This window comes from Domibacillus indicus (genome assembly GCF_000970685.1).
Taxonomy (GTDB): domain Bacteria; phylum Bacillota; class Bacilli; order Bacillales; family Domibacillaceae; genus Domibacillus; species Domibacillus indicus.
The window spans coordinates 75,037-97,776 of record NZ_LAJB01000015.1; the positions used below are offsets into that span (position 1 = coordinate 75,037).

Sequence of the window (22,740 nt, forward strand, 5' to 3'; positions counted from 1 at the left end):
TTTGCGTGTAGTAAGACGGCCGGGCGGGTAGAGGGAAATAAATATTTACATAAGAGGAGGCTGCCAATCGCATGATTGAACTATTAAAAAAAGGAAATACATCCTCCGGTGTTGCCGCACTGGGCAATACGGTTCTTGCTGTGTTGAAATTTTTCGCTTCTGCTTTCAGCGGCAGCGGAACGATGTTTGCCTCGGCTATGCATTCACTGGCGGATGCCATTAATCAGGGATTTGTTTATTTTGGCAGTTCGCTTGCTGAAATGAGGCCTTCGAAGCGGTTTCCAGCCGGGTTCGGACGTCTTGTCAATATTTTTTGTATGATCGCAGTGATTGTCGTGTCTATTATGGCATATGAAACCATACTAAAAGGCTGGAAGCTTCTACAGCATCCGGAAGAATCAACAGACTTTTTATTAAACGCACTGGTTCTGCTGGCCGCTTTTATTATTGATGGATTTATTCTTTTTAAAGCCATGAAAGAGATCCTTCACGAAGCACGTGTGGAGAGAAAAGGAAACATCATTGCACAGGCATTTAAAAATGTTGGAAAGGCGTCTCCAGCGACCCGGCTTGTTTTTTACGAAGACCTGGTAGCAACGTCCGGTGCTGTGCTTGCGTTTATCGGAATCAGCCTGGCGCAGGCCGGTATTTTAGCAGCCGATGGAGCGATTACTATTTTAATCGGCCTGCTTATGGTATTTGTGGCATTCCGGGTCGGGTATGATAATATGGTCGGGCTGATTGGAGTGGCAGCTCCTGTTGAAATTGAAACAAAGGTAGCCGAGACGATTTTAGCGGATACGGATACTGTTGATATCCATTCACTGCGTGTGTTACAGGAAGGGCGCTCTTATCATGTGGAAGGAATTGTAGAGCTCCGCAAAGGAATGACGCTTGCTGAAGCAGATGATATTAAATTCCGTGTGAAAAACCGCCTGCTGAATGAACCGGAAATCAGCGATGTTACGCTCGGGATTATTGAAGACGATGGAACAGCAAGCTGGTCCTCTTCTCCAAAAACTGTCTAAAAGCCGGATGAGGATTTTCCTCATCCGGTTTTTCTGCTTTTTTACTTGCTTTGCGCGCAAAAATTGCCTGTTCTGTTCCCGAATAAAATAAGAGCCCTGCCGCACACTATGCAGGCAACACAATTTATTCAGGAGGCGATATTGTATGACTTCCCCACAATTTAACCATGGCGCGCATGAAATACTTGATGTTCATGAGGTCTTATCCAGTGCAGTTGGCACGTTAAGCAAATTTACGATGCTTCGTCCGCAAATCAAGGATACGGAACTTTTAGACATTGCAAACCGCCAGTATGAATTTATGCAGCAGGGATATAATACGCTTCTCGACTGCTTTAAGTCCGGGAAGGATCCGGCTGTTCCGACAAAAGTTTATAAGATGAAGCAGGACAATGATTGTGTATACGGCCTTCAAACAAAAGAGCCGAAAAAGCCGATTGAAGATCCTGCGCAAATTAATGATGAATTGATTTCAGGATTTATGCTTGATGCACATAAGTTCAGTACAAGTGTAAAATCAAAAGCAGCCCTTGAATCAACAAACCCGGTTGTCCGCCGCGTTCTGGCAGATTCAATTCCAAACTGCATTGAAATGGCATATGAAATTTCTCTTTATCAAAACAAGCATGGCTACTACCAGGTGCCGCAGCTTGCGGAAGCAGACATGAAAATTATGCAGCAAAGCTACGGCCCGGCCCTTCAGCCGGTGCATTCATAAAAATGGAAGCCGCCCTTGCACCCGGGGGCGGTTTTTTTGTACGATAAAAAGAAAGGGGGTGGAAATATGCGGCTGCGTGAAGCATATCCAGAAGAAATGCCTCATTTATATAAGCTCGGGCACAGGGAATGGCCAAAGGGACGGACGCTTGGCCAATACATAAAAGACAACCAGAAAGAAGAAGCGTACGGAACCCGTTATGTACTGGCAGATGAAAACGGCCGGATTGCCGCTTCGCTCATGCTGCTGCGGCTGCGTCCTTATTTATTTGGAATTGGCTCTCTTGTGACAGAGCCGGGTTACCGCGGTCAAGGGTTCGGCACAGCGTTGCTCACCGAATGTATAAGCAAGCATCCGGAAGCCGCATTTATGCTGTACAGTGAAATCGGCACGGAATACTATGAGCGGTTCGGCTTCCAGGCGCTTCCCGGTGCGCTTCAGCGCTATTCAAGCGGCATATGCATGGTAAAAGCAGATGGCGTGCTTTATAACCGGATTTTAAATGAGCCGATACCGGATTACTTTTAGGGAGTGAACAGCAGGAATGAAACTAATTTCATTAAATACCGGCAGGCCGTCTGAGCTGCCGTACAAAAAGAAAACCGTTTCCTCGGGCATTAAAAAAAGCCCTGTTGAAGCGCCGATTTATTTATCCAGAACGGGGTTTGAAGGAGACGGGCAGGCGGATCTCGTCCATCATGGCGGAGCGGACAAGGCGGTTTGTGTATACCCGTTTGAGCACTATACATACTGGGAAAAAGAGTTCAAAGAGGCGCTTCCGGTACCCGCTTTTGGAGAAAATGTGACGGCAGCCGGCCTGCTTGAAACGGACATGCATATTGGCGATACATTTCAGCTTGGAGAAGCCATCGTACAAATCAGCCAGCCGCGCCAGCCCTGCTTTAAGCTGGCAGCTTTGCACAATACGCCAAAGCTTGCTTTCTTTGTAGAGCAAACCGGCTATACCGGCTTTTATTTCCGGGTTACAGCAGAAGGGACGGTCAGCCCAAAAAGTGAGCTCAAACGGTTAACCGTTCACCCGTCACGTATAACCGTGAGCGAGGCAAACCGGATAATGAATGACAAAAATGTGGAGCCGGCGGATATCGGCCGGCTGCTTGAGATAAACGAGTTAGCTGAAAGCTGGAAGAAACCGCTTCGGAACCGCTTATCCTCCTGAACAGGAACAGAGGAAATCTTTTTCCTCTGTTTTTTTTGTGAGCATTTCGTGAAAAAAATATGGCGAATTCGCGAAAAAAGTTTGACAAATTTGTGAATGTGGGTAGAATAGAAAGTAAGAAGGAGCTGATAAAAAATGACAACAGAACAAATGAAAGTGCTATCATTTATTCGGTATTTTTCGGGTGCAGGCTGTGCGATTGGCGCAGGGATCTTTTTGGTTAGTTTGTTTGCAGGCAGTCTTAATGATGGGTTCATGATGTCGATTGTTGGAGCAACCATTTTAGTCAGCTCCATGTGGGTGTTCGGTATCTGGTTAGTTTTTGTACTTATCGAAAAAGTCGGTTCAAGATACGAAAACGAAGAAATATAAAAAAACCGGAGCATCACGCTCCGGTTTTTTCTTACTATTGATCGTCTCAGATCATAGCATTTGATAGCCCCAGATCATTGTGAACAATGTTCCAAGGATAGTTACCACGCCGACAAACAGGGCGTAGATAATATTTGTATAAAGTGTTTTTTTGTCTTCTGATTCTCCAATATGCATAAAGAGAAGAAGCTGAACAAGTGCCTGCGCAATGGCTGTCACAAGCAGGATCGCCATTCCCATCTTGTATGACATATCAAATACAAGAACAGCAAGGGCAACAACTGAAAGGACCATGGAAAACACAAAGCCCATTACGTGCTGCTTCGGGAACAATTGCTTCATCATCTTACATCATTCCTTTCAAATAAACGAAGCTGAAGATAAAGATCCAGACAACGTCTAGGAAGTGCCAGTAAAGCGAGAAGATAAACGATTTGTTCGCTGTTTCCGGTGTCAGGCCGCGTTTTGCTACCTGGATAAGGATGGCCGTCCCCCAGAAAAGACCGAACGTAACGTGCGCACCGTGAGTGCCAAGCAGTGTCATTAAGCTTGATGTAAAGGCGCTTGTTTGAATCGTTGCACCTTCATGAATATATTCTACAAACTCATAGATTTCAGTGCCAAGGAATCCAAGGCCGAGTACAAGTGTGATAACAAAGAATGTCATCATCGCTTTTTTCAGGCCAAGGCGCATGGCGTGAATACCAAGACCGATTGTAAAGCTGCTTGTTAAAAGCAAAACTGTTTCAATCATTACTGGCGTAATTTTAAAAAGTTCCTCGGCGCTCGGTCCATTGCCGTGGCCGTTATGAAGCGTAAAGTATACCGCGAACAGCGTTGAGAAAAGGGCGATCTCGGCGCCAAGGAAAATCCAGAAGCCGAGAATCTTCAGCCGGTTTTCTTCTGTGCTGTACTCAAGCGGAAGTGATTCATCAATTTTCATTATTTGTCACCTCCAAGTTCCCGTTCTATCCGTTCAACTTCTTCGACAGAAACGTAGTAGCCGTGATCCTGTTCAAATGAACGAAGAGCCATAAACACAAAGATTAAGATTGTGAAAATAATCGTCGGAATCCACCAGCTGAATACGAGGCAGAAGCCGGCTGCAAAGAACGCACCGCTCATCAAAAACGGCATGCCGCTGTTGCTTGGCATATGAATTTTTTCAATCGGGCCGCTCCAAAGCTGTTTGTTGTGTTTCTTCGCGTGCCAGAATGCATCAAGCTCGTTCACCTGCGGAATGCGGGCAAAGTTATAAAATGGCACAGGACCGTGTGTCGCCCATTCAAGAGAGCGGGCATCCCATGGATCTCCTGTTTCATCACGCGGGCTGTAACGGATACTCCAGTACAAGTTATAGACAAGGATAATAAAGCCGATTCCAAGTCCAACTGCACCGACAAACGAAAGCATATTCAGCGGGCCGTAGCCTGTGCTTTCAGAGTATGTGTACATACGGCGTGTCATCCCGTTTAAGCCAAGAATAAACAGCGGGAAAAATGCGACATTAAAGCTGATCGTAATAAACCAGAAAGCAAGTTTGCCAAGCTTTTCGTTTAAACGGAAGCCGAATACTTTCGGGAACCAGAAATGGAATCCGGCGATAACCGCAAATACTGTACCTGGAATTAATACATAGTGGAAATGCGCTACCAGGAACATCGTATTGTGGTACTGGTAATCGGCACTTGCCATCGCAAGCATAACTCCTGTTACGCCGCCGATTGTGAAAATCGGAATAAACGCAAGAGAGTAAAGCATCGGTGTCGTAAACGATATTTTCCCTTTATGCAGGGTAAGCAGCCAGTTGAATATTTTTACACCGGTCGGAACGGCAATCAGCATCGTTGTAATCGAGAATACGCTGTTGACCATAACGCCGTGGCCCATTGTGTAAAAATGGTGCGCCCATACGACGAATGAAAGAAGGGAAATCGCGACCATACTGACAACCATTGATTTATAGCCGTATAAGTTTTTCCGGGCAAACGTTGAAATAATTTCACTGTAAATCCCGAAAGCAGGAAGGATAACGATATATACTTCAGGATGTCCCCAAACCCAGAAAAGGTTGGCCCAGAGCATATCCATTCCGCCGTCCTGCATGGCGAAAAATTTCGTGCCAAACTGGCGGTCCATTGTCATCAATGCAAGTGCTACCGTTAAAACAGGGAACGCAAACACGATGATAACGTTTGTGATTAAGATCGACCAGGTAAACATCGGCATTTTCATTAATGTCATGCCCGGTGCGCGCATTTTTAAAATCGTAACCAGGAAGTTAATCCCTGTCATCAATGTACCAAGACCTGCAATTTGCAGGGAAATTGCGTAATAGTTATTTCCGACTGTCGGGCTGAACTCCAGGCTCGCAAGCGGGAAGTAAGCGGACCAGCCGGCATCCGGCGATCCTCCGATAATAAACGAGATATTAAACAGTCCCGCACCGACCGCAAACAGCCAGAAGCTGACGGAGTTTAAGCGTGGGAATGCCACATCGCGTGCACCGATTTGAAGCGGTGTTACCACGTTCATTAATCCGATAATAAATGGCATCGCCATAAACAGGATCATGATAACGCCGTGTGTCGTAAAGATTTCATTGTAATGCTGGGCATCCAGCAGGCCGTTCTCCGGCATTGCTGTCTGGCCGCGCATGAGGAGGGCATCAACGCCTCCGCGGAATAGCATTACGAGCGCGACTAAGATGTACATAACGCCGATTTTTTTATGGTCAACAGTTGTGATCCACTCACGCCACAGGTAGCCCCACTTCTTAAAGTAGGTAACTCCAATAACGAGGGATAACGCACCGACCACAATACTAATCATTGCTGCAACGATCATTGGTTCGTTGAGAATGAGAAATTGCTGCTCATGCGATTCCATGAAGTATATCTCCTTTCATTCTTTCATTCATTATTCTTCTGCCTCTTGATGATGGAAGTGATCAGCGTCTGATGAAGGAGCAGTTTCCATTTCTTCTTCTGCTGAATCTTCTTCTGCTGCAGTTGGTGTTCCATGATGATGTCCTTCAGGCGCCGGCTTGAACTCAAGGTGTGTTGATGAATATGATTGACGGCCTACAAAGTCTGTTTCAAGCAGCTCATCGAACTCGCTTTCAGTCAGCTCAGGCGCTGTGTTTTTTACATCATTCACCCATTCGTCATAATCAGCCGCTGTCATTGCCTGGGCTTCAAATTCCATCTGTGCATAGCCTGCGCCGTTAAAGTTTGAGTTCCGGCCCATATAAGATCCAGGCACATCTGCGGCCAGGTGGATTTTCGTCACGTGGGCACTCATCGCGTACTTTTGTCCGGCAAGCTGCGGAATCCAGAAGCTTGTAATTGGCCCATACGAGTAAAGGCGGAATTCAACCGGACGGTCAACTGGCATATTAACGTAGTTAACAGTTTCAATTCCTTCTTCCGGATAGCTGAAATGCCACTTCCAGTTAGATGACGCTGCATAGATAACAAGCGGCTCCTGATCCTCATATCCCAGTGGCTTGCTTTCCACTTCTTTTGTTGATTGAACGGTGATTACGGACAAAAATACAACAATGATAATCGGAATAATCGTCCAAATAATTTCTAGTTTTGTGCTGCCATGTACGTGAGGAGGCTCATAATCCTCTCCCATTTTTGAAGCCCGATACTTTACAAGCATGTACGCATATAACACGTAAACAACGAATAATATACCGCACATCACAATGATGGACATAATAATGGTGTCAGATAACGTTTCGGCATTCGGTCCTTTCGGATCGAGTACCATAAGCGGATTTTCACATCCTGCAAGTACTGCAGCCATAGCAAAAAACGCTGACAGTAACAGCCATTTCTTTTTCATGCTATACCCCTTTCTTATAAGTTGCCTAGTAAAAAGCGAACAGATTGTTAATAACTTCACATTTGAACATTTTAAGGCAGACAAACGAGAGTAGTAACGATCCATCGCCTCTTCCTATGCTAATCCTATTGACCAGAAAAAACAATTGTTAAACGGCAGTGTCACAAAAAATTCAACGTTTTGCATTTCCTTTACCGGAAAAGGAAAATTGCGGCTAGACCTTTTTCGGAAAATATGTCTATACGCCATATCAAACAGTACCTGCTTTTCATTATCAGCAAATAGAAAACAGGCCGCGAAAGAAAATCGGCATTAAAAAGAAAGCATAGCGGGATGTGTGAATTCATGTCTTTATATAAAAAAGCATCCTTCTATGAAAAAGGATGCTTTTTTACATTTTTCACGCAAAAAATCTCGAACTTACATTCGGGAGTGTGTTATAATGAAGGAACAATAGCCATGGTTTCTCAAGGGTGGTCGGCTCACTCCACTGTCAAAGTACATCTTTGCAGGAATGGAGGTGAGGCCGTATGACTGTATTTGAATCGCTTATGTTTACCGTAGCATTTACGGGGCTGGTTATTTCAATTCTGTCATTCCAGAAAAAAGATTAAAACCGCCCTTGAGGTTTTAGCGAGCCCGGGCGGTTTTAGCCTGTGTGACGCCGATCCCTTCAAAAGGGCCGGCTATTGTAATCGCTGATTCGGTGCTGGACACATCGAATCAGCTTTTTTAATATATGATATTCTATTGATATTATACCCGATTCAAGCGGTTTTGAAAACGAAAAGAATTTTGCTATCATAATGGCCAGCGAAAACGGAAAATGAGGTGATTTGCATGGATTCATTCCGTATTGCGGAGGAAAAAATTAAAAAAGCGATGGAAGAAGGGTTGTTTGACAATTTGCCCGGTGCCGGCAAGCCGCTTCCAGAAGATGAATTTGCCTCTCTGCCGCCGGAGCTGCGGATGGCGTACCGCATGATGAAAAATGCCGGATTTACCCCCGAAGATGCCAGTCTGCGCCGAGAAATGCGCAGCCTTGAACAACTGGTCCATGACTGCATCGATCCAGAGGAAAAGCGTGAACTGAAACGGCAGCTGGATGAAAAAATGCTTCGCTATAACCAGATGCTGTCCAAAAGGAAAATCAATACAAATTCGAGCATCTTTAAAAACTACGAGCAGAAAATTGAGAAAAAGCTGTTTGAAAAATAAGTCTTAACGATTCTGCCAAAAAAGCACTCCTGCAAAAGAAAGGAGTGCTTTTTTGGTATTTCTCTGTTTTGCTTCCTTATTATAAGGAATATGGAAAAGGAGATTAAAAAAGAGAAAGAATTTAAACCAGATCGAACATACTAAGGCTGTTTCCATACAGGAAGGAGATGTGGCAATGAGCACCAAAAAACATTTATTTGAAAAAGCTGCATTAGGGAGCACGGTTCTAGAAAACCGGGTGAGTGTAGCCCCCATGACACGAACAAGCGCAACACCTGAAGGGCTTGCCACGGACCAAATGCTCTCTTATTATACTTCATTCGCCCGGGGCGGCTTTGGGCTTGTGATCACAGAGGGCATCTACCCCGATAAAAAATACAGCCAGGGATATCTGAATCAGCCGGGAATGACAGATGACGAGCAGGAAAAAGCCTAGAAAGAAGTTGTTGAATCCGTTCATCAGGCCGGTGCAAAGATTTTTGCCCAGCTTATGTATGCAGGAGCTCTTTCACAGGGAAACCGTTTTGTGAACAGCACGATTGCCCCTTCTGCCGCCCAGCCAAAAGGGGAGCAAATGGAGTTCTACGGAGGGAAAGGCCCTTTTCCTATGCCTAAAGAAGCGTCCGAAGAAGATATTGCGGATGTTATTAAAGGTTTTGCAGAAGCCTCGGCACGCGCTAAAGCAGCCGGATTTGACGGAGTGGAAATCCACGGGGCGAACGGCTACATTCTCGATCAGTTTTTAACCGGCTATACAAATAAGCGTACCGGTGAATTTGGCGGTTCTGCCGAAAATTGGACAAGACTGCTTACAGAGGTATCCCGTGCGGTGCGGGAGGCCGTCGGTGCAGAATTCACAGTCGGCATCCGGATTTCTCAGGGAAAAGTAAATGATTACGAGCATAAATGGGCGGGGAAAGAAAAAGAGGCGGAAATTATTTTCAGCCAATTAAGCGAAGCGGGCCTTGATTTTATCCATGTTACCGAATATGAAGCGTGGCAGCCGGCTTTTCCAGAAGGCGAAGGAACAGCCGCCACTGACTCCGCTTTTGGTGACGGAGGGGCTTCTCTGGCCGCTCTGGCAAAAAAATACGGCGGGCTGCCTGTCATTGCAAATGGACACCTGAAAAAACCTGATTTGGTACAGGCCATTATTGCAAAAGGCGAAGCAGATGTGATATCACTGGGGAAAGGCGCTCTTGCAAATCATGACTGGTAAACAGAGTGAAAAAAGAAGAGCCGTTACAGGACTTTCAGCCGGAAAAAGTGTTAAGCCCTACCGCAAAAATCAAGGAATTTGAAGTAAAACAATAAAAGCCGCACGATGCAGGAATTTTTCAGCTTAAATGGAAGAACAGCGCTGGTAACTACCTAAAATACTGCAGCGGCGGGTGAAGATCATTCAGAGGTTGAGCAAATAACCGGGGGAATTCCTGCCCGGTTATTTGCTTTTCGTATTTCATTAAAATAAACGCGGCATCCCCATATAAAGAAGTAACCATTTATCTTAAGCATAAAAAGAACTTATTCTATTAAAAGTGATTTATTTATTTTATGAATATACCAAACTTGTACGGTTAAGTTTTGGCTGGTTTTTTAAAATTTATGATTTTTCTGTATTGTATAATAAGGTTTAAGTTGATAAAATTGTAATGTAAGCGGTTAACAATGGTTAGTATACGTTTTCATGATCGGAGGTGTGAAAAAGATAGATTTATATAAATGTTAATATTGGTACGTACATTTATCCAGCTACTTACCGGTGCACTTTTATGAGAACATGTTAAAGTATTTCCTTTTTCTCGTTTTTTATATAAGAATATCTTATTTATTCGGAAGATTCCGATTTTTTATCAGCAAAAGCTGATGACCGCTGTTCTTAACGCAAAGATGCCGTGATAAATGTATGCGTTTTCCCAACCGTTCATAAAGGAGGAGACAAATTGAAAACAAAAGGCCAGTTTAAAAGGCTCTTGTCTGCTTTTCTAGTAATGCCATTATTAATACCGGGCAGTGCTCTCGCGGATGAGAAACCAAATGATTCTGAACCGATTAAGTTCAGAAATGCTTCCGTTCATGACCCGTCTGTTATTAAAGATCCGAAAACAGGAACGTATTATGTATTTGGTTCACATATTGATGGGGCTAAATCAACGGATTTAATCAATTGGGACAGATTCACAAACGGGTATACAACACCAGATAATAAAGTATATGGTGATTTATCCGCAAATCTTGCCGAGTCATTTGAATGGGCAGGAGAAAATGACGCGGACAGCAAAGGCGGCTATGCCGTCTGGGCCCCGGATATTTTTTGGAATAAGCATTATGTAAATGAGGACGGGACTAAGGGTGCTTATATGATCTACTACAGCGTGTCTTCCACGTATATCCGCTCTGCCATCGGCATCGCGGTGTCGAAGAACATTGAAGGACCGTTTAAATATGTTGATACGATTATGTATTCCGGGTTTACGAATAAAGAAGCATATGACCAGAACAGCGATGTTAATAAGCACTGGAAAAACACAAATATCGACGAGCTTGTTCAAGACGGCGATATTAATAAAGTGAATCCAAATTGGTTCACAGAAAACGGGGAATATAATAATAAACTTTATACCAATGCCATTGATGCGAATATCCTCCAGGCTCAAAATAACAAGTTGTATATGACGTACGGCTCCTGGTCCGGCGGAACCTTTATTTTAGAATTGGATAAGAAAACCGGGCTGCCCAAGCATCCAGGGAAAGACGGCAAAACAAAAGATGGAAGAATGATTGACCGTTACTTCGGCACAAAGATTGCTTCCGGCTACGGACGGTCTGCAGAAGGAACATACGCCGTTTATGACAAAGAAACGGATTATTATTACCTTTACATCACGTATGGCGGACTGGCGTCTGATGGCGGCTATCAAATGAGACAGTTCCGCTCAAAGAATCCTGACGGACCGTATGTTGATGCAAAAGGAAATCCGGCTGTTTTCCCGGAATCCTTTGACATAGGAGTTGGAAACTTCCCGGGCAATGATGACCATAAGGACATCGGCAATAAAATGATCGGGAACTTCCTGTTTAAAAGAGACCTCGGGGAACCGGGAACAGGAAGCGGTGTTGGATACCTTTCTCCGGGCCATAACTCGTATTTGATTGATAAAAAGCTGGACAAGGAATTTATCGTGACTCATACCCGCTTCCCGGAGCAGGGGGAAATGCACGAAGTACGGGTACACCAGACATTTAAAAACAGGGATAAATGGCCGGTGCCGACACCGTACCGCTATGCCGGCGAAACGATTGAAAAAGTTTCAAAAGCAGATGTCACCGGTGACTATAAATACATTAACCACGGAAAAGAAATTACCGGCGACCTGACAGAGTCAACGTGGATCAAATTCAATAAAGATCAGACGATTTCAGGGGCTGTAACGGGTACATGGAAGCTTTACGATGATTACCGGGCAAAAGTAACAATTGATAACGAAGGAACGTATGATGGTGTATTTATCCGCCAGTATGATCCTGTCTCCCAGAGCTGGGTAATGACCTTCAGCGCTATGTCAGGTGAAGGAGTGGTTATCTGGGGAAGCCATGTAAAAGCGTCTTCTGATAAAGATTTAGTCAAAGCAATCAAACAAGAATTAAGCACAAGCCTGCCATCAACGGCCATTAGCGATATTACACTGCCAAAAACAGCAGCAAGAGGAGCAGAAATTACCTGGGAATCTTCTCATCCGGAGATCATTTCTGCTGAAGGCTCCGTAACACGGCCAGCCCCTGGTTCCGAAGATGCTGTAGTAGACCTGACTGCTGCGATTAAACTGGGGAATGCAACGGAAACAGTGACAATTAGCGTCACTGTCGCCGCAAAGTCTGAAGGGGGCTTATCTGCTTTCTACGACTTTAATAACGGTTTGGAGAATCGTACAGGTACGAAAGAGGAAGCGGCTGTGACAGGTAATCGCCTTAACAACACAGGCGGTGAGATTACCTTTGCTGAAGGAATTGCCGGACAGGCCGCCAAATTTGATGGGAATTCCGGCTTGCGATTAGCCAACGGCTTAATTACCGGTGACACGTACACAGTGTCGTTATGGCTCAAGCCCGAGCAAATCACTGAATTTACTACTGCTTTCTTTGGTGCAAGAACATCGAATAACTGGATCAGCATCGTACCGAAAACGTCCTGGGGCAATACGATGGTCTGGGCACACGACGGCGATGCCTGGTACGATGCCGTGACGGATAAAACAATTCCGGCAGGCGAGTGGACACATCTTGCTTTTTCTGTCAATGAAGGGAAAGCTGTTTTTTACATGAACGGCGAAGCAAAATACACAGGTGAAAACTTTCCAAACGTATTCACTACCGTGGATGCTGCCTTTGGTTTAGGCGTTAACTACTGGGACACTCCTTACAAAGGATTAATGGATGAAGTGCGTGTTTATGATGGAGTATCGCTTCAGGCTGAAGAAATACAGTCGCTTTACGAAAACCCAAATAAATGAACGGCCAGCGATGGCTTGAAAAAGTAAAATTGCTAACATACATGCAGGGTCCGTTATAAATCATTTTATTTTGCCTGCAGCAGCAAAGAAAAAGTCCGTGCGGCACAGGAATTTGCCGCGCGGACTTTTTGGTAAAAAGAATTTTCATATGGTATGGACAAAAACGAAGGTTAATCTCAGATTTAACAAAATCATTTTCTTTGAATAATATTTTCTTTGTAAAAACCCGTGATTTTTTTCATTTATGGATCAAAAAGATATTTCGGAAAAGTAATCATGGAGTGGTGGATACGAAATTGAAATTATTAAAGGCAGTATGAAATTAAACAGGCGGAAATGAAGAAAACACCGGATGAGGGAATGGGAAAAGGGACAAATTTAAAATGCAGCTTTTTCATTTTTCATTTTAAAGTTAACATAATATTTAGTACAGCATGTAATTTTAAACAATAAGAGGTTGTTTACATAAATTATGTTGAAAATTTATGATTATTGTTTATTTTTAACATGTTATTGTTAAATAATAGGCTTCCTATCTTTAAGCTATTTTAGCATATATAAAAACATAAAACCAATGATTATTTTAAAGAAGAAAGTATTAGTTCAGAGGGGATTATAGCCTCTAATTTTGTACTATCTCTGATATAGTTAGAAACGAATGAAAACTTCTATATCATACTCTTTTTAATTTATAAAGGTGTAGGTATGGCTGTCGTAGTATGTAGCAATTGACCAGCTGTACGGGCCGGGCTTTTTTGGTGCTCTTGCCGGCATTCCATTTTTTAATACCGCTTCAGTGACAGGTTCTGAAAAAACGGGTTGTGAAGCAACAGAATAAGTAAAATTGATCTTCTTCTGTGCAACACTGCTCGTTACCTTTATATTGGGAAACAGCTTTGTGATCATACCATTGTATTTCCTTTAACAACCGTTACCGCTTGAGGAATCGTGAGTTTTTTTCGTTTAAATCGGCTGTGGCAGAACCCTGTGTAACTGTCAGCACATCTGATCCATTCTTTACGAGAATTTTCTTTCCGTTCGTTGAAACACTTCCGCCTACCTTCTCAAATACACCACGAAGCGGGACCATGAAACCTTTGTTTGTTCTTTGTGCCGCCCTCCCAAATGAATCTCTTTACTGTTAAATAGCGTTTTATAGGGAACCGGTGCAGGAGCCATGATTCTAGAGAACAAAACCCCGCCGGTCAAGACAGGAAATAATATAATATTATCGTAACTAAAAAAAGACCTAAAGAGGTCTTATAAAGCGTTTAAGCTTCTTACTTTATCTATTTGATAAAAAACGCTGTTAACTTCATTGTCAGTTAGATAGGAGTTGTAACGGAATTGAATATTCGTTAATTCAAGAGGATCTAAAGTTTGTCCACCGTCCATTACTTTATTAACTAAATCCGGAAAATACTCTATCACATACAAAGAATCTAATTTAACAAAACTTTTCAAATAGAAAGGTGGTTTGAATTTAACTACATTTAAATTAGAAGAGTATAACAATTTATGTTCTTTTTTCTTCACTGAAGAAATATTTAACAATGATATTTGGTTTGATTGTACATCTGTATCCAAGACAAGAAAAGTTCTTGGGTACGTGCATTCCGCTCCGTCGGCAAAATCTAAACACATCATTAAACCTTGTCCTTGAACTATATTCATTAGAAAATAATATGTCCGTGTTTTTCGTCGTAACAGATCGAATAAACGGAATCTTCTCCTCTGAAGTTTTCTAACGTTTCCAATAAATCTGTATTCATTGTAATCGTGTTAGGATCATAATAAAATGTAGTTCCATTTACAATTTCATATTTTTCGTCATCATCTTCTTCTGCCGTAGCAAGATCAATCACTTCTTTAATTTTATCTAGATCATGTGTACGTATTAGTTCTTCCTCAATAAAAGCGCGTTCCTTATTATGGTAGCCATTGCTTTCTTTTGAGTTTTCATAAGACTCGATCCAGCTATACTGTTGATGATTTAAATCTGATAAAGTTTGGGCGTCCAGACCACCGAAAATTCTTTCGGCAATTTCTAAGGACCGTTTTTCTTCTTCAGTTAATTCAGGCTCGTCTGACAAGGCCTCCTGAACTGTTTCATAATGATTGTGTTGATACTGTTGTCGGACGCTTTCAATCACTGTTCCATTTTTAAAAGCATACATGCTATCTGCAAAAAGTTTTTTATCTTGCAGGGCTAAATGGATCAACTGAGAAAAGTAAAGCATTTTTTGCAACTTCATGTTACCATCAAACGTATTACGCGGATAATCATACTCTTTTTTTATGAAGTAGTTAGCAAAATTTTTAGCCTCTTTTGCCATTGTAGTTCCTCCTCGTGAAACTAGTCCCTCTTTCTCTCTCTAATAAGTAGTTTATCATAGAAACATCCGTTTGTGTAAAATATTACTTGATTTCTATAATTATGAAACAACATTGTTGGTATTTATATATACCATTTATTTAATCTTCAAAATCCTGTTTTTTGTTACTTGCCAATCAAAGTGGGAAATTAAAAAACCTAGCCGGTGAAAGTTAGGGTGTAGATAGGTTTGTCCTTCAACACTTTCATACAGAAGAACCTCTATTTGAAGAAATCCTAGTAATGGAAGCAGAATTACCTTTAGATTATACAACGAAATGGAAAATCCAAGCTGAAGTCAATGAAGGTTAACTTCTTAAACACCAATATCATAATTACGGATTTTCATTTCGCGTACAATTTATCAAGTGCAATGAATAACTCTACTTCCACCCGACGAACCCAAAAAAGGCCCTAGTTTTTATATATCCAAGACTTTTCCAATACGATATAATTGCATTTGAGTTATATTTAATCTTTAACAGGCTACTATAAAGTCGGATTAAGTTTGGAGAACAAGGGAGGGATAAAATGACGGGAGTTAGAAGAACTACTTCAAAGCGGATTAAGTTTATTGGTCTAGGTCTGATACCTCTAGTGGTGGCCGGGTTAATCACATGGCAGTTGGTTGACAGGCACAAGGAAGTTCAACAAATCGAGTCGAAATTAGGTTTTGGTATCACAGTGGTAGATAGACAATCACACGATGCATGGTGGGCAGCAACAAGAACGTATGTAGTGAAACCATTGAAAGATGATAAGGAAAATACCATGGAATATATATTTTACTTAAATAAAGAAAATAAGATTGAACAATGGGCGAAGTTCAAGGATGGAAAGGCGATCAAACCAATAAATTATGAAGATATGTAACTACTAAAAGCCCCGGCTGAATTTGATAGCCAAGGCTTTTCCGACACTATACAACATCATTAAACTGTGGTTTAACGGAGATTTCTTGACGTTTATATATTTACCATATAGAAATACGTTTAAAGAGCCTGTGGTTCATTTTAGAAAGGATTCTATAATCCAGATAATACAAAATCAAAATTAAATTACCCTTTTATTAGCGTCAAGACTTAATAAGTATGGTATGGATAATTCCAAAAAAGAGATAACTTTTTTTGGCTGTACAACAATTATCAAAATAGCTAACAGGACATTCATGATAAACTAGGTTGTTTCTGAAAACTAAAAAAATGAAATAAGCCTTGCCCCATCTCGACGTTTCGCCTACAACCATACCCATCAGATTAAAGGGAGATGGGAAGATGACAGGGAAACGGTATGAGATAGAAGATTATCAATGGAAAAAATCAGCGTGTTCTTTCCGCGGGCAAAAACCGGCCGGGAAAGAACAACCGTGATATGACCAATGCCATTTTATGAATCTTCAGAAGCGGCGCTGCCTGGTGGTACCTGCCGGAACGATACGGCCCATGGAAAACGGTGTACAGCCTGTTCTGCAAATGGCAGGATGATGGAACCCTCAAAGCTATTTTTCATGCACTACATGTCGAGATCGACGCTGAACATATCATGATTGATTTACCTCTGTCAAAGCCCACCAACATAGCATAGGGGCTAAAAAGGGGCTGTAAATGCCGAGTCGAACCAACATATCGGCGTAAGCGGCGGCGGGCATACCACGAAAATCCATGCGGTTGTAGATGGATTAGGAAATCCCCTTTACTTTCAGCTATCTGCTGGCAGCGTTCACGATTCGAAAGTGGCCACAGAAGTTCTTTCCCATGTCCCGCTAGAACAGAACAGCGTCGTGGCCGACAAAGCCTACGGAACAAACGAAATCCGCTCTTTTCTCACTTCTCATCAGGCAGCTTACGCCATTCCACCTAAATCAAACACAGTCGATCCATGGGCATGCGATTGGTGGACCTATAAAGAGCGCCATTCAGTCGAGTGTTTTTTCAATAAATTAAAGCATTTTTGCCGGGTCGCTACTCGTTATGACAAGCTGGCTGCTTCTTTTTAGCCTTTGTTTATGTCGCTTCTATTTTTATGTTGTCTAAATAAGGGAGAAGTATGGAGTTTTCAGACACACCCTAGTTATTTACGTTCTCTCTCTTTCTCTTTATTAGATAACCTTGCGTAAGGTACTAAAGGAGGAATGAAAATTGGCTAGTGTAGAAGTATCAATTATGATATTTATTAAGAATCACGACTGGGTAAATCTTTTAGGAAGTGATGCGGATTACGCAGATCACGGGATGCAATTTAATGGGAATGATCGCGAATTCAGCTCATATGGACCAGATTCAACAAATTCAAAAACATATCAATATTTAGAAATGGACCGTTTGACTAAGGCTTCGGAGTATCGCGAATATATAGGCCAGACGGTGCGACGAGTATGGGACTCTAACTCATGCCAGTATTCATATGATTATGCACCGCTATCTGACTTAGACTATATCCAGGATGGATCGGTACAACATACAAACGGTTTAAACTCACTATTAATGCTATAAACCTATTACAGTACGGGTCCCCAGCAATTAGTTATACTCTGTATGTAACTATGTACACCAATGGAAGTGTACCTGTTAAAGAAAAATACGATGGATACCCAAGTTATGAAATTTGTAAGCGAGTGGACGGTGGACCATTGAAAACGGTATGTCGGTTTACTCAGCAAACAACGAGTTCTCTTCCATACTCGGAAGAACATTCCGTTAACAAAACGGTAAGTTAAGTATCGTTTAAAAGAAAAACTCTCAAAGAATATTAGTAAATTCTTTGAGAGTTTTATATATATTTATCTACATACGAATAACGGTTTTTATGGACAGACACTTGCAGAGCCTTCCGCTGGAATAAATGACTGAATGAAACTTTCCTTCTCTGCTTGCTCGTCTTCGGAAGAACCAGCTGCGCCACCTTGTCCGATCTGCTCCTTAGTTAGCTCATCACCGCGTTTATCACAATAGGCCTCTATATCATGCCACTCTACGCTACCGTCATCTGTTCGCTCTTGAATGCCGCTCTTGAATGCTTGAATCTGAAGATGTAGTTAAAACTCCACTCTCTGGGATCGTATACACGATTTTATTCTCCTTAACCTCTAATGGCGGAGCACCGTCAACATTAAAATTAACTACAACTGACTCTTTATTAAACCCATCTGGTAATAGATATACCTTATCAATACCTTTTTCATCTTCGTTATCGGTACACGCATACGCACCAATAACCACAGCAATAATTCCAAGCAATAAGAATAAAACTTTCTTATTCAAGGAACCCCTCCTAACATTTAATAATGGATAAAAATCAAAACATACTGTAGCCACCTGATGAATTGAATACACTGCATTAGTGAAGGTGGTACACCTTTCATTTGATGAAATCTCCTCATGCTGCTAAATCATCGAAGTGACCCAGTGTATTTTCTACAATTATACATTATATGGAGTAGGAGCAAGAGGTGGGGAAGTACAATGAAAAGTTATCTTAGTGTTGACAATTCAAATCATCCACTACATATTTATTTGTTATTGACAAAAGAGAAAATTCGCAAAATCTTTAGAATAGTTAACCATTTTATGTTAAATTCTTAATGAAAGGATAAACTAAAAAAGAGGTGGTATTTATTAAAAAGAAACTGCTCATCCCAATTTTAGTTGTTGTAGTATCAACTGTAATAGCTACTCCATTTATAACAAACTCCTTCGCAAAGGATATTTCTTCTCCGGAAGAATTTGTAAAAGAATATTTGGAGATCGGTAAAGATGGGGATTACGAAAAATTCACTGATCTGGTTATTGATGACCGCTTCGGGACAGACAAACAAGAGCTGATTGATGGATATAAACAGCTTTCAAACATTACACCCGCACTAGTTCATTACGAGATTAAGAAAGTAAAGGAAATTAAGGACGATAAAGCTATTGTCATTACCCGTTTAGAATTTGAAGATGGCAGCGTTGAGCAAGCACCCGTCCACCTAGTCAAACAAAACGGTGAATGGAAAGTAAAAATCGAACTTAAAGATGCAAAAAAAGATCCTGACTATAAGGTAATAAAGGAACCAGTCAGGTAGTAAATTTAGTAACACTTTATTAGTTATACGAGTATGAATAGAATTACTATTTGTAAAAGTGAAGAGATGCATACCAAACAATTAGCCCTATTTAATTAAAACTTCCTTATAATGGCGCTTCAATGCGTTCAATCCAGCACTCGCTTTTTCGAGTGGAGGATAAGCAAGTTCTTCTCTATACTAGAAAACGATTTGACTAAAGAAACAAATCCTTTTGGGGAGTAAATACCTCGTTTTTAAATGAAGCTGAAGAAGTAGTATGTGTAGTTGAGGAAGAGCAAATTGCGTTAAAATTCCCTCTAAATTGCTCATTAGTTTGAATCTGTCCGGCATGACTACTAACCGGGCTGTCTTTAATATTGCTTGGAAAGAAAAAGAGAAAACCTATGTACTTATCTTTAATGAGGATACAGAGGAAAGGACCGAATTAGATCTAAGTGAATATTATGTTACCCTTTTAAGTAAAGATGAGATTAAAACAACAGCAGTAGGGCTATATCACATTCTTTGCCAATAGCATAAATAATATGCTCCCCGGGCTATTCCGAGTGAAATCTTCGACGTGGGAGTCCAAACCTATACTAAAAAGGCTTAATAAAAAATCCAATGTAGGAGTATTTCCTACATTGGATTTTTTGCTTGTTGAGGCAATAATATTGTTATGATAACCAGCCGTAAATTAGAGCTGTTGGGTTTTTACTTTAATCTTTTTTTTAAGGGCAATTCGTTTTTTTTCTACTTTTTTTATCTTTCTAAGGGTTAAGAGGGAAAGAAGGCTAAGTATAACGTAAACAAATGCATGATCAGGTTCAGTATGCTCATTATTGATTATTTTCATAAGCTTCACCTTCTCCCTTTTTTATACGTAGACTCCTTTAGGAAAGCAATCTACCAAACACTCTTCCATGGAGTAGGTGCAACGAACACAGATGCTTTTTTTAACTAGCACAGTACATGCAGCCAGACAGCCCCAGTTGATCTTAGCTACTTTTTTGCAATTATATTTTCTTAATTCATAGCCAGAAGGACAGGAGGCTAGTGATGTCATTGTATCATTATTTCCGTTTAAAATCATTTCTGGATTTTCTGCATTAGGGATAGGTATTGGAGCGACTACTTATCCGGACAGAAAAATTAAGGTCACGTACACTTGACCTAAAACAGATGAGGAGTTCCAACTATGACAAAGTGAGAACGCCGCACATTCACGCCCGAGTTTAAAAAGCAAATGGTGCAGTTGTACCAGAATGGAAAAACGAAACGAGCGATTATTGATGAATGTGATCTGACTCCGTCATCTCTTGACCGATGAATCAACCAGGCTGAAACCTTAAAGAGAAAGACAATCATTCTCCTGAACAGCAGGAGCTTTTGGAACTTCGCAAGGAACTAAAGCAGCTCAAAGTCGAATTGCATAAGCATGGATTTACGGTTTCTAGGAGACGTATTGGCCGCATCATGAAGGAACAAGGGCTTGTTACAGTGGCACAGTTCAAGCCGCAGAAAACTCCCTGTAATGAGTCAGCTCAGGCGAATGAATTGAAACGCAGTTTCATCAGACAAAAGCGAAAAAAGTAGTCGTCAGTGATTTAACATTCATCAAAGTCAAAAACAAATGGCATTACGTATGTATCTTTGTCGATCTCTTTAATCGCGAAATCATTGGCTTCAGCACAGGACCCAACAAAGATGCAGGCCTTGTCGCACGGACTTTTTCTTCTATTCAAGGTGATCTGCGGGATATCCAGCTGTTCCATACCGACCGTGGCAGCGAATTTAAAAACCAGCTCATTGACGAAACGTTACCAGCCTTCCAGATTGGCCGCTCCTTAAAACTGTCCAAATGATAATTGCCGTGGCGGAAGCCACATTTAAAATCGTTAAAACAGAGTTTATCAGCCAGATGAAGTTTGATAGTTTAGAGCATCTTACGCTTGCTCTTTCACTTCTTCAACTAATGGGGTGCAAGAGTTTAAAAACCGGCTGCTGTTCCAACCGGTCTTTTTTCCTCCTCAACTAACAAAGCAGTTTAGTTTAATAACGATAAATAAAAACTTCCTAATGCAACATAAAAAACACTATGTACTCTTGCTAACAATATGAAGAAACAAGGGATTGTTTCTTCATATAATACGTAATGCGGCCAATATGCCCTCTGGAAACCGTAAATCCACGCTTGTGCAGTTCGACTTTGATCTTGTGTGTACCCGTAGGCACTTCTGTTTTGTTTGAAAATCTCTATGACAGCACCTGTTATATCGTCTTCTTACTGACATTCATCGGCCTCATAGAGTAGGTAGGTACTACATGTGATTTGCAGGACGCCGTACATTGCTAATACCGAGTATTCATCTCTATTTCGCTTAATGACATTTACTTTCATTCCATGATCGGCGCGGCTTACTTTAAGATATCGTTCTTTATTCTAAACTGTTTCATTCAGTTCCTTGCGAGGTTCCAAAAGCTCCTGCTGTTGAGGAGAACGATTATCTTTCTCTTTAGTTCTATTAAAGAAAAATGTTGATTTTCTTATTGAAATAACAGAGCACTTTAATTCCATAAGAAAACTAAGTATACCCTACCTAGATTCTAATCTTGTGTTATGCTTTTATTAAAAAACAGGAGGACGCTAATGTTTCAAAGGTTAACTTGGCTTGAATTTGCAATTGATTTAGAGAACGAAAACTTTAAAAATTATATTGATTTTATGGAAGAAAATATTTACAAAGAACAGTCACAATTAGAACGGTCTTATAACGAACATATAAAGAACTATCCACCCGAGGATCACGAACAAATTTTTGAATATATGTATGAGGACCAATTTTATAACATAGAAAAGGTTTTCCCTAAAATAATGAGAACGTCAGCTTTAATATCGCAGTACTCATATCTAGAAAAAACACTTAATACAATTTCAAATGAATGTGAAAGAAAATATAATTTATCATTAAACCCTGAAGATATCAGGCATAATGGTGTAAAGAAATATCTTTTTTACTTAAAGAAAGTTGTTGGATTAAATATCAATGATACCGAAATATTATGGCAAAAGATATATGCTTATAATCAAATAAGAAATCGTTTTGTTCATTCACCAGATGAAAAATTTACGGCAAAAGAAAAGGCTAACTTTGAACAAAAAGTCAAGGGACTGTCATTCGAACAACACCCGCTTGACCCGAATATTTTTGAGCTGAAGAGTATAGACAAAGAAATTAATACTGATTTTTTTGAATTGCTTACTCAAGCACTAAAAATTGTTAGTAATGAAATAAAAAAGAAAGATAAAGAACTGGATCAATAAGTTCCCTTTCGGCTTGTCGAACTGACTGAGCAGCATTCCTCTAATAATTGAAAACGCCATTAATATCGAGTACAAAGCTTGTGGCAAATCGTACTTAAACAAAAGAAAGAGGAC

Annotated in this window: 24 protein-coding genes and 2 pseudogenes; 16 read left to right on the top strand and 10 right to left on the bottom strand. The window is 41.1% G+C overall.

All coding sequences use genetic code 11. The features are described from left to right. Positions 1-71: 71 nt before the first annotated feature. The 5 genes from VP98_RS14845 to VP98_RS14865 all read left to right on the top strand — a co-directional run bounded on the left by VP98_RS14845 (position 72) and on the right by VP98_RS14865 (position 3,298). Complete coding sequence (locus tag VP98_RS14845; RefSeq protein WP_046176190.1) at positions 72-1,028, top strand: cation diffusion facilitator family transporter; 957 nt, start codon at positions 72-74, stop codon at positions 1,026-1,028. A gap of 145 nt (positions 1,029-1,173) precedes the next feature. Next, the gene (locus VP98_RS14850) at positions 1,174-1,746 is read left to right on the top strand and encodes a spore coat protein (RefSeq protein ID WP_046176191.1); all 573 of its coding nucleotides are present in this window, start codon (positions 1,174-1,176) and stop codon (positions 1,744-1,746) included. Positions 1,747-1,812: 66 nt separating this feature from the next. Beyond that, entirely contained in the window at positions 1,813-2,274 is a 462-nt protein-coding gene (locus VP98_RS14855; RefSeq protein WP_046176192.1) for a GNAT family N-acetyltransferase, read from the top strand. 16 nt (positions 2,275-2,290) lie between these two features. After that, positions 2,291-2,926 carry an MOSC domain-containing protein gene (locus tag VP98_RS14860; RefSeq protein WP_046176193.1) on the top strand — a complete coding sequence of 212 codons (636 nt, stop codon included), beginning with the start codon at positions 2,291-2,293 and terminating at the stop codon, positions 2,924-2,926. 135 nt (positions 2,927-3,061) lie between these two features. Continuing rightward, complete coding sequence (locus VP98_RS14865) at positions 3,062-3,298, top strand: hypothetical protein (RefSeq protein WP_046176194.1); 237 nt, start codon at positions 3,062-3,064, stop codon at positions 3,296-3,298. Between the two features lie 51 nt (positions 3,299-3,349). Here the strand turns inward: VP98_RS14865 and qoxD are convergent, their stop codons facing one another. Genes qoxD through qoxA form a run of 4 tightly spaced genes read right to left on the bottom strand, consistent with a single transcriptional unit; the run spans position 3,350 to position 7,153 of the window. After that, positions 3,350-3,640: a cytochrome aa3 quinol oxidase subunit IV gene (qoxD, locus tag VP98_RS14870; protein ID WP_046176210.1), complete on the bottom strand. Its 291-nt coding sequence runs from the start codon at positions 3,638-3,640 to the stop codon at positions 3,350-3,352. Positions 3,641-3,644: 4 nt separating this feature from the next. After that, positions 3,645-4,241, bottom strand: a complete 597-nt coding sequence (gene qoxC, locus VP98_RS14875; RefSeq protein ID WP_046176195.1) for a cytochrome aa3 quinol oxidase subunit III — start codon at positions 4,239-4,241, stop codon at positions 3,645-3,647. Next, entirely contained in the window at positions 4,241-6,187 is a 1,947-nt protein-coding gene (gene qoxB / locus VP98_RS14880; protein WP_046176196.1) for a cytochrome aa3 quinol oxidase subunit I, read from the bottom strand. The genes qoxC and qoxB overlap by 1 nt, the downstream gene beginning before the upstream one ends. Before the next feature lie 30 nt (positions 6,188-6,217). Continuing rightward, the gene (qoxA, locus tag VP98_RS14885; RefSeq protein WP_046176197.1) at positions 6,218-7,153 is read right to left on the bottom strand and encodes a cytochrome aa3 quinol oxidase subunit II; all 936 of its coding nucleotides are present in this window, start codon (positions 7,151-7,153) and stop codon (positions 6,218-6,220) included. An 840-nt stretch (positions 7,154-7,993) separates the two neighbouring features. On the opposite strand from qoxA, the gene VP98_RS14890 reads away from it, so the two are divergent. The 3 genes and pseudogenes from VP98_RS14890 (at position 7,994) to VP98_RS14900 (ending at position 12,882) form a co-directional block, all read left to right on the top strand. Then, positions 7,994-8,371, top strand: a complete 378-nt coding sequence (locus VP98_RS14890) for a DnaJ family domain-containing protein (RefSeq protein WP_046176198.1) — start codon at positions 7,994-7,996, stop codon at positions 8,369-8,371. A 175-nt stretch (positions 8,372-8,546) separates the two neighbouring features. Next, positions 8,547-9,685 (top strand): annotated as a pseudogene (locus VP98_RS14895) (NADH:flavin oxidoreductase). A 677-nt stretch (positions 9,686-10,362) separates the two neighbouring features. Then, positions 10,363-12,882, top strand: a complete 2,520-nt coding sequence (locus tag VP98_RS14900; protein WP_046176211.1) for a lipocalin-like domain-containing protein — start codon at positions 10,363-10,365, stop codon at positions 12,880-12,882. 684 nt (positions 12,883-13,566) lie between these two features. Here VP98_RS14900 and VP98_RS14905 read toward each other — a convergent pair. From VP98_RS14905 to VP98_RS14915, 4 genes and pseudogenes are all read right to left on the bottom strand, one after another. Next, positions 13,567-13,788 carry a hypothetical protein gene (locus tag VP98_RS14905; protein ID WP_046176199.1) on the bottom strand — a complete coding sequence of 74 codons (222 nt, stop codon included), beginning with the start codon at positions 13,786-13,788 and terminating at the stop codon, positions 13,567-13,569. 25 nt (positions 13,789-13,813) lie between these two features. Continuing rightward, positions 13,814-13,978, bottom strand: a pseudogene (locus VP98_RS19460) (stalk domain-containing protein); the annotation flags it as partial. A 164-nt stretch (positions 13,979-14,142) separates the two neighbouring features. Beyond that, positions 14,143-14,556, bottom strand: coding sequence for a hypothetical protein (locus VP98_RS14910; RefSeq protein ID WP_197076606.1), 414 nt, complete (start codon positions 14,554-14,556; stop codon positions 14,143-14,145). Beyond that, positions 14,556-15,218, bottom strand: a complete 663-nt coding sequence (locus VP98_RS14915) for a Panacea domain-containing protein (RefSeq protein WP_046176200.1) — start codon at positions 15,216-15,218, stop codon at positions 14,556-14,558. Before VP98_RS14915 ends, VP98_RS14910 begins: the two co-directional genes overlap by 1 nt. A gap of 569 nt (positions 15,219-15,787) precedes the next feature. Between VP98_RS14915 and VP98_RS14920 the strand changes: the two genes are divergently transcribed. The 5 genes from VP98_RS14920 (at position 15,788) to VP98_RS19475 (ending at position 17,972) form a co-directional block, all read left to right on the top strand. Continuing rightward, positions 15,788-16,129, top strand: coding sequence for a hypothetical protein (locus tag VP98_RS14920; protein WP_046176201.1), 342 nt, complete (start codon positions 15,788-15,790; stop codon positions 16,127-16,129). Between the two features lie 549 nt (positions 16,130-16,678). Next, complete coding sequence (locus VP98_RS19465; protein ID WP_407919224.1) at positions 16,679-16,840, top strand: hypothetical protein; 162 nt, start codon at positions 16,679-16,681, stop codon at positions 16,838-16,840. 73 nt (positions 16,841-16,913) lie between these two features. Next, positions 16,914-17,252 carry a transposase gene (locus VP98_RS19470; protein ID WP_407919225.1) on the top strand — a complete coding sequence of 113 codons (339 nt, stop codon included), beginning with the start codon at positions 16,914-16,916 and terminating at the stop codon, positions 17,250-17,252. 142 nt (positions 17,253-17,394) lie between these two features. Further along, complete coding sequence (locus VP98_RS14925) at positions 17,395-17,748, top strand: hypothetical protein (protein ID WP_046176202.1); 354 nt, start codon at positions 17,395-17,397, stop codon at positions 17,746-17,748. Between the two features lie 26 nt (positions 17,749-17,774). Further along, positions 17,775-17,972 carry a DUF3238 domain-containing protein gene (locus tag VP98_RS19475; RefSeq protein ID WP_407919226.1) on the top strand — a complete coding sequence of 66 codons (198 nt, stop codon included), beginning with the start codon at positions 17,775-17,777 and terminating at the stop codon, positions 17,970-17,972. A 265-nt stretch (positions 17,973-18,237) separates the two neighbouring features. Here the strand turns inward: VP98_RS19475 and VP98_RS14930 are convergent, their stop codons facing one another. Continuing rightward, a complete protein-coding gene (locus VP98_RS14930) occupies positions 18,238-18,516 on the bottom strand; it encodes a DUF6843 domain-containing protein (protein WP_046176203.1) in 279 nt (92 codons plus the stop codon). A 344-nt stretch (positions 18,517-18,860) separates the two neighbouring features. Between VP98_RS14930 and VP98_RS14935 the strand changes: the two genes are divergently transcribed. Further along, positions 18,861-19,319 carry a DUF4878 domain-containing protein gene (locus VP98_RS14935; RefSeq protein ID WP_046176204.1) on the top strand — a complete coding sequence of 153 codons (459 nt, stop codon included), beginning with the start codon at positions 18,861-18,863 and terminating at the stop codon, positions 19,317-19,319. Positions 19,320-19,998: 679 nt separating this feature from the next. Here the strand turns inward: VP98_RS14935 and VP98_RS18980 are convergent. After that, a complete protein-coding gene (locus VP98_RS18980) occupies positions 19,999-20,157 on the bottom strand; it encodes a hypothetical protein (protein WP_156151405.1) in 159 nt (52 codons plus the stop codon). 700 nt (positions 20,158-20,857) lie between these two features. On the opposite strand from VP98_RS18980, the gene VP98_RS19480 reads away from it, so the two are divergent. Further along, on the top strand, positions 20,858-21,166 hold the full coding sequence (locus tag VP98_RS19480) for a DDE-type integrase/transposase/recombinase (protein WP_082087948.1): 309 nt from the start codon (positions 20,858-20,860) through the stop codon (positions 21,164-21,166). 785 nt (positions 21,167-21,951) lie between these two features. Then, positions 21,952-22,626, top strand: a complete 675-nt coding sequence (locus VP98_RS14950; RefSeq protein WP_046176206.1) for a hypothetical protein — start codon at positions 21,952-21,954, stop codon at positions 22,624-22,626. Positions 22,627-22,740: the final 114 nt, after the last annotated feature.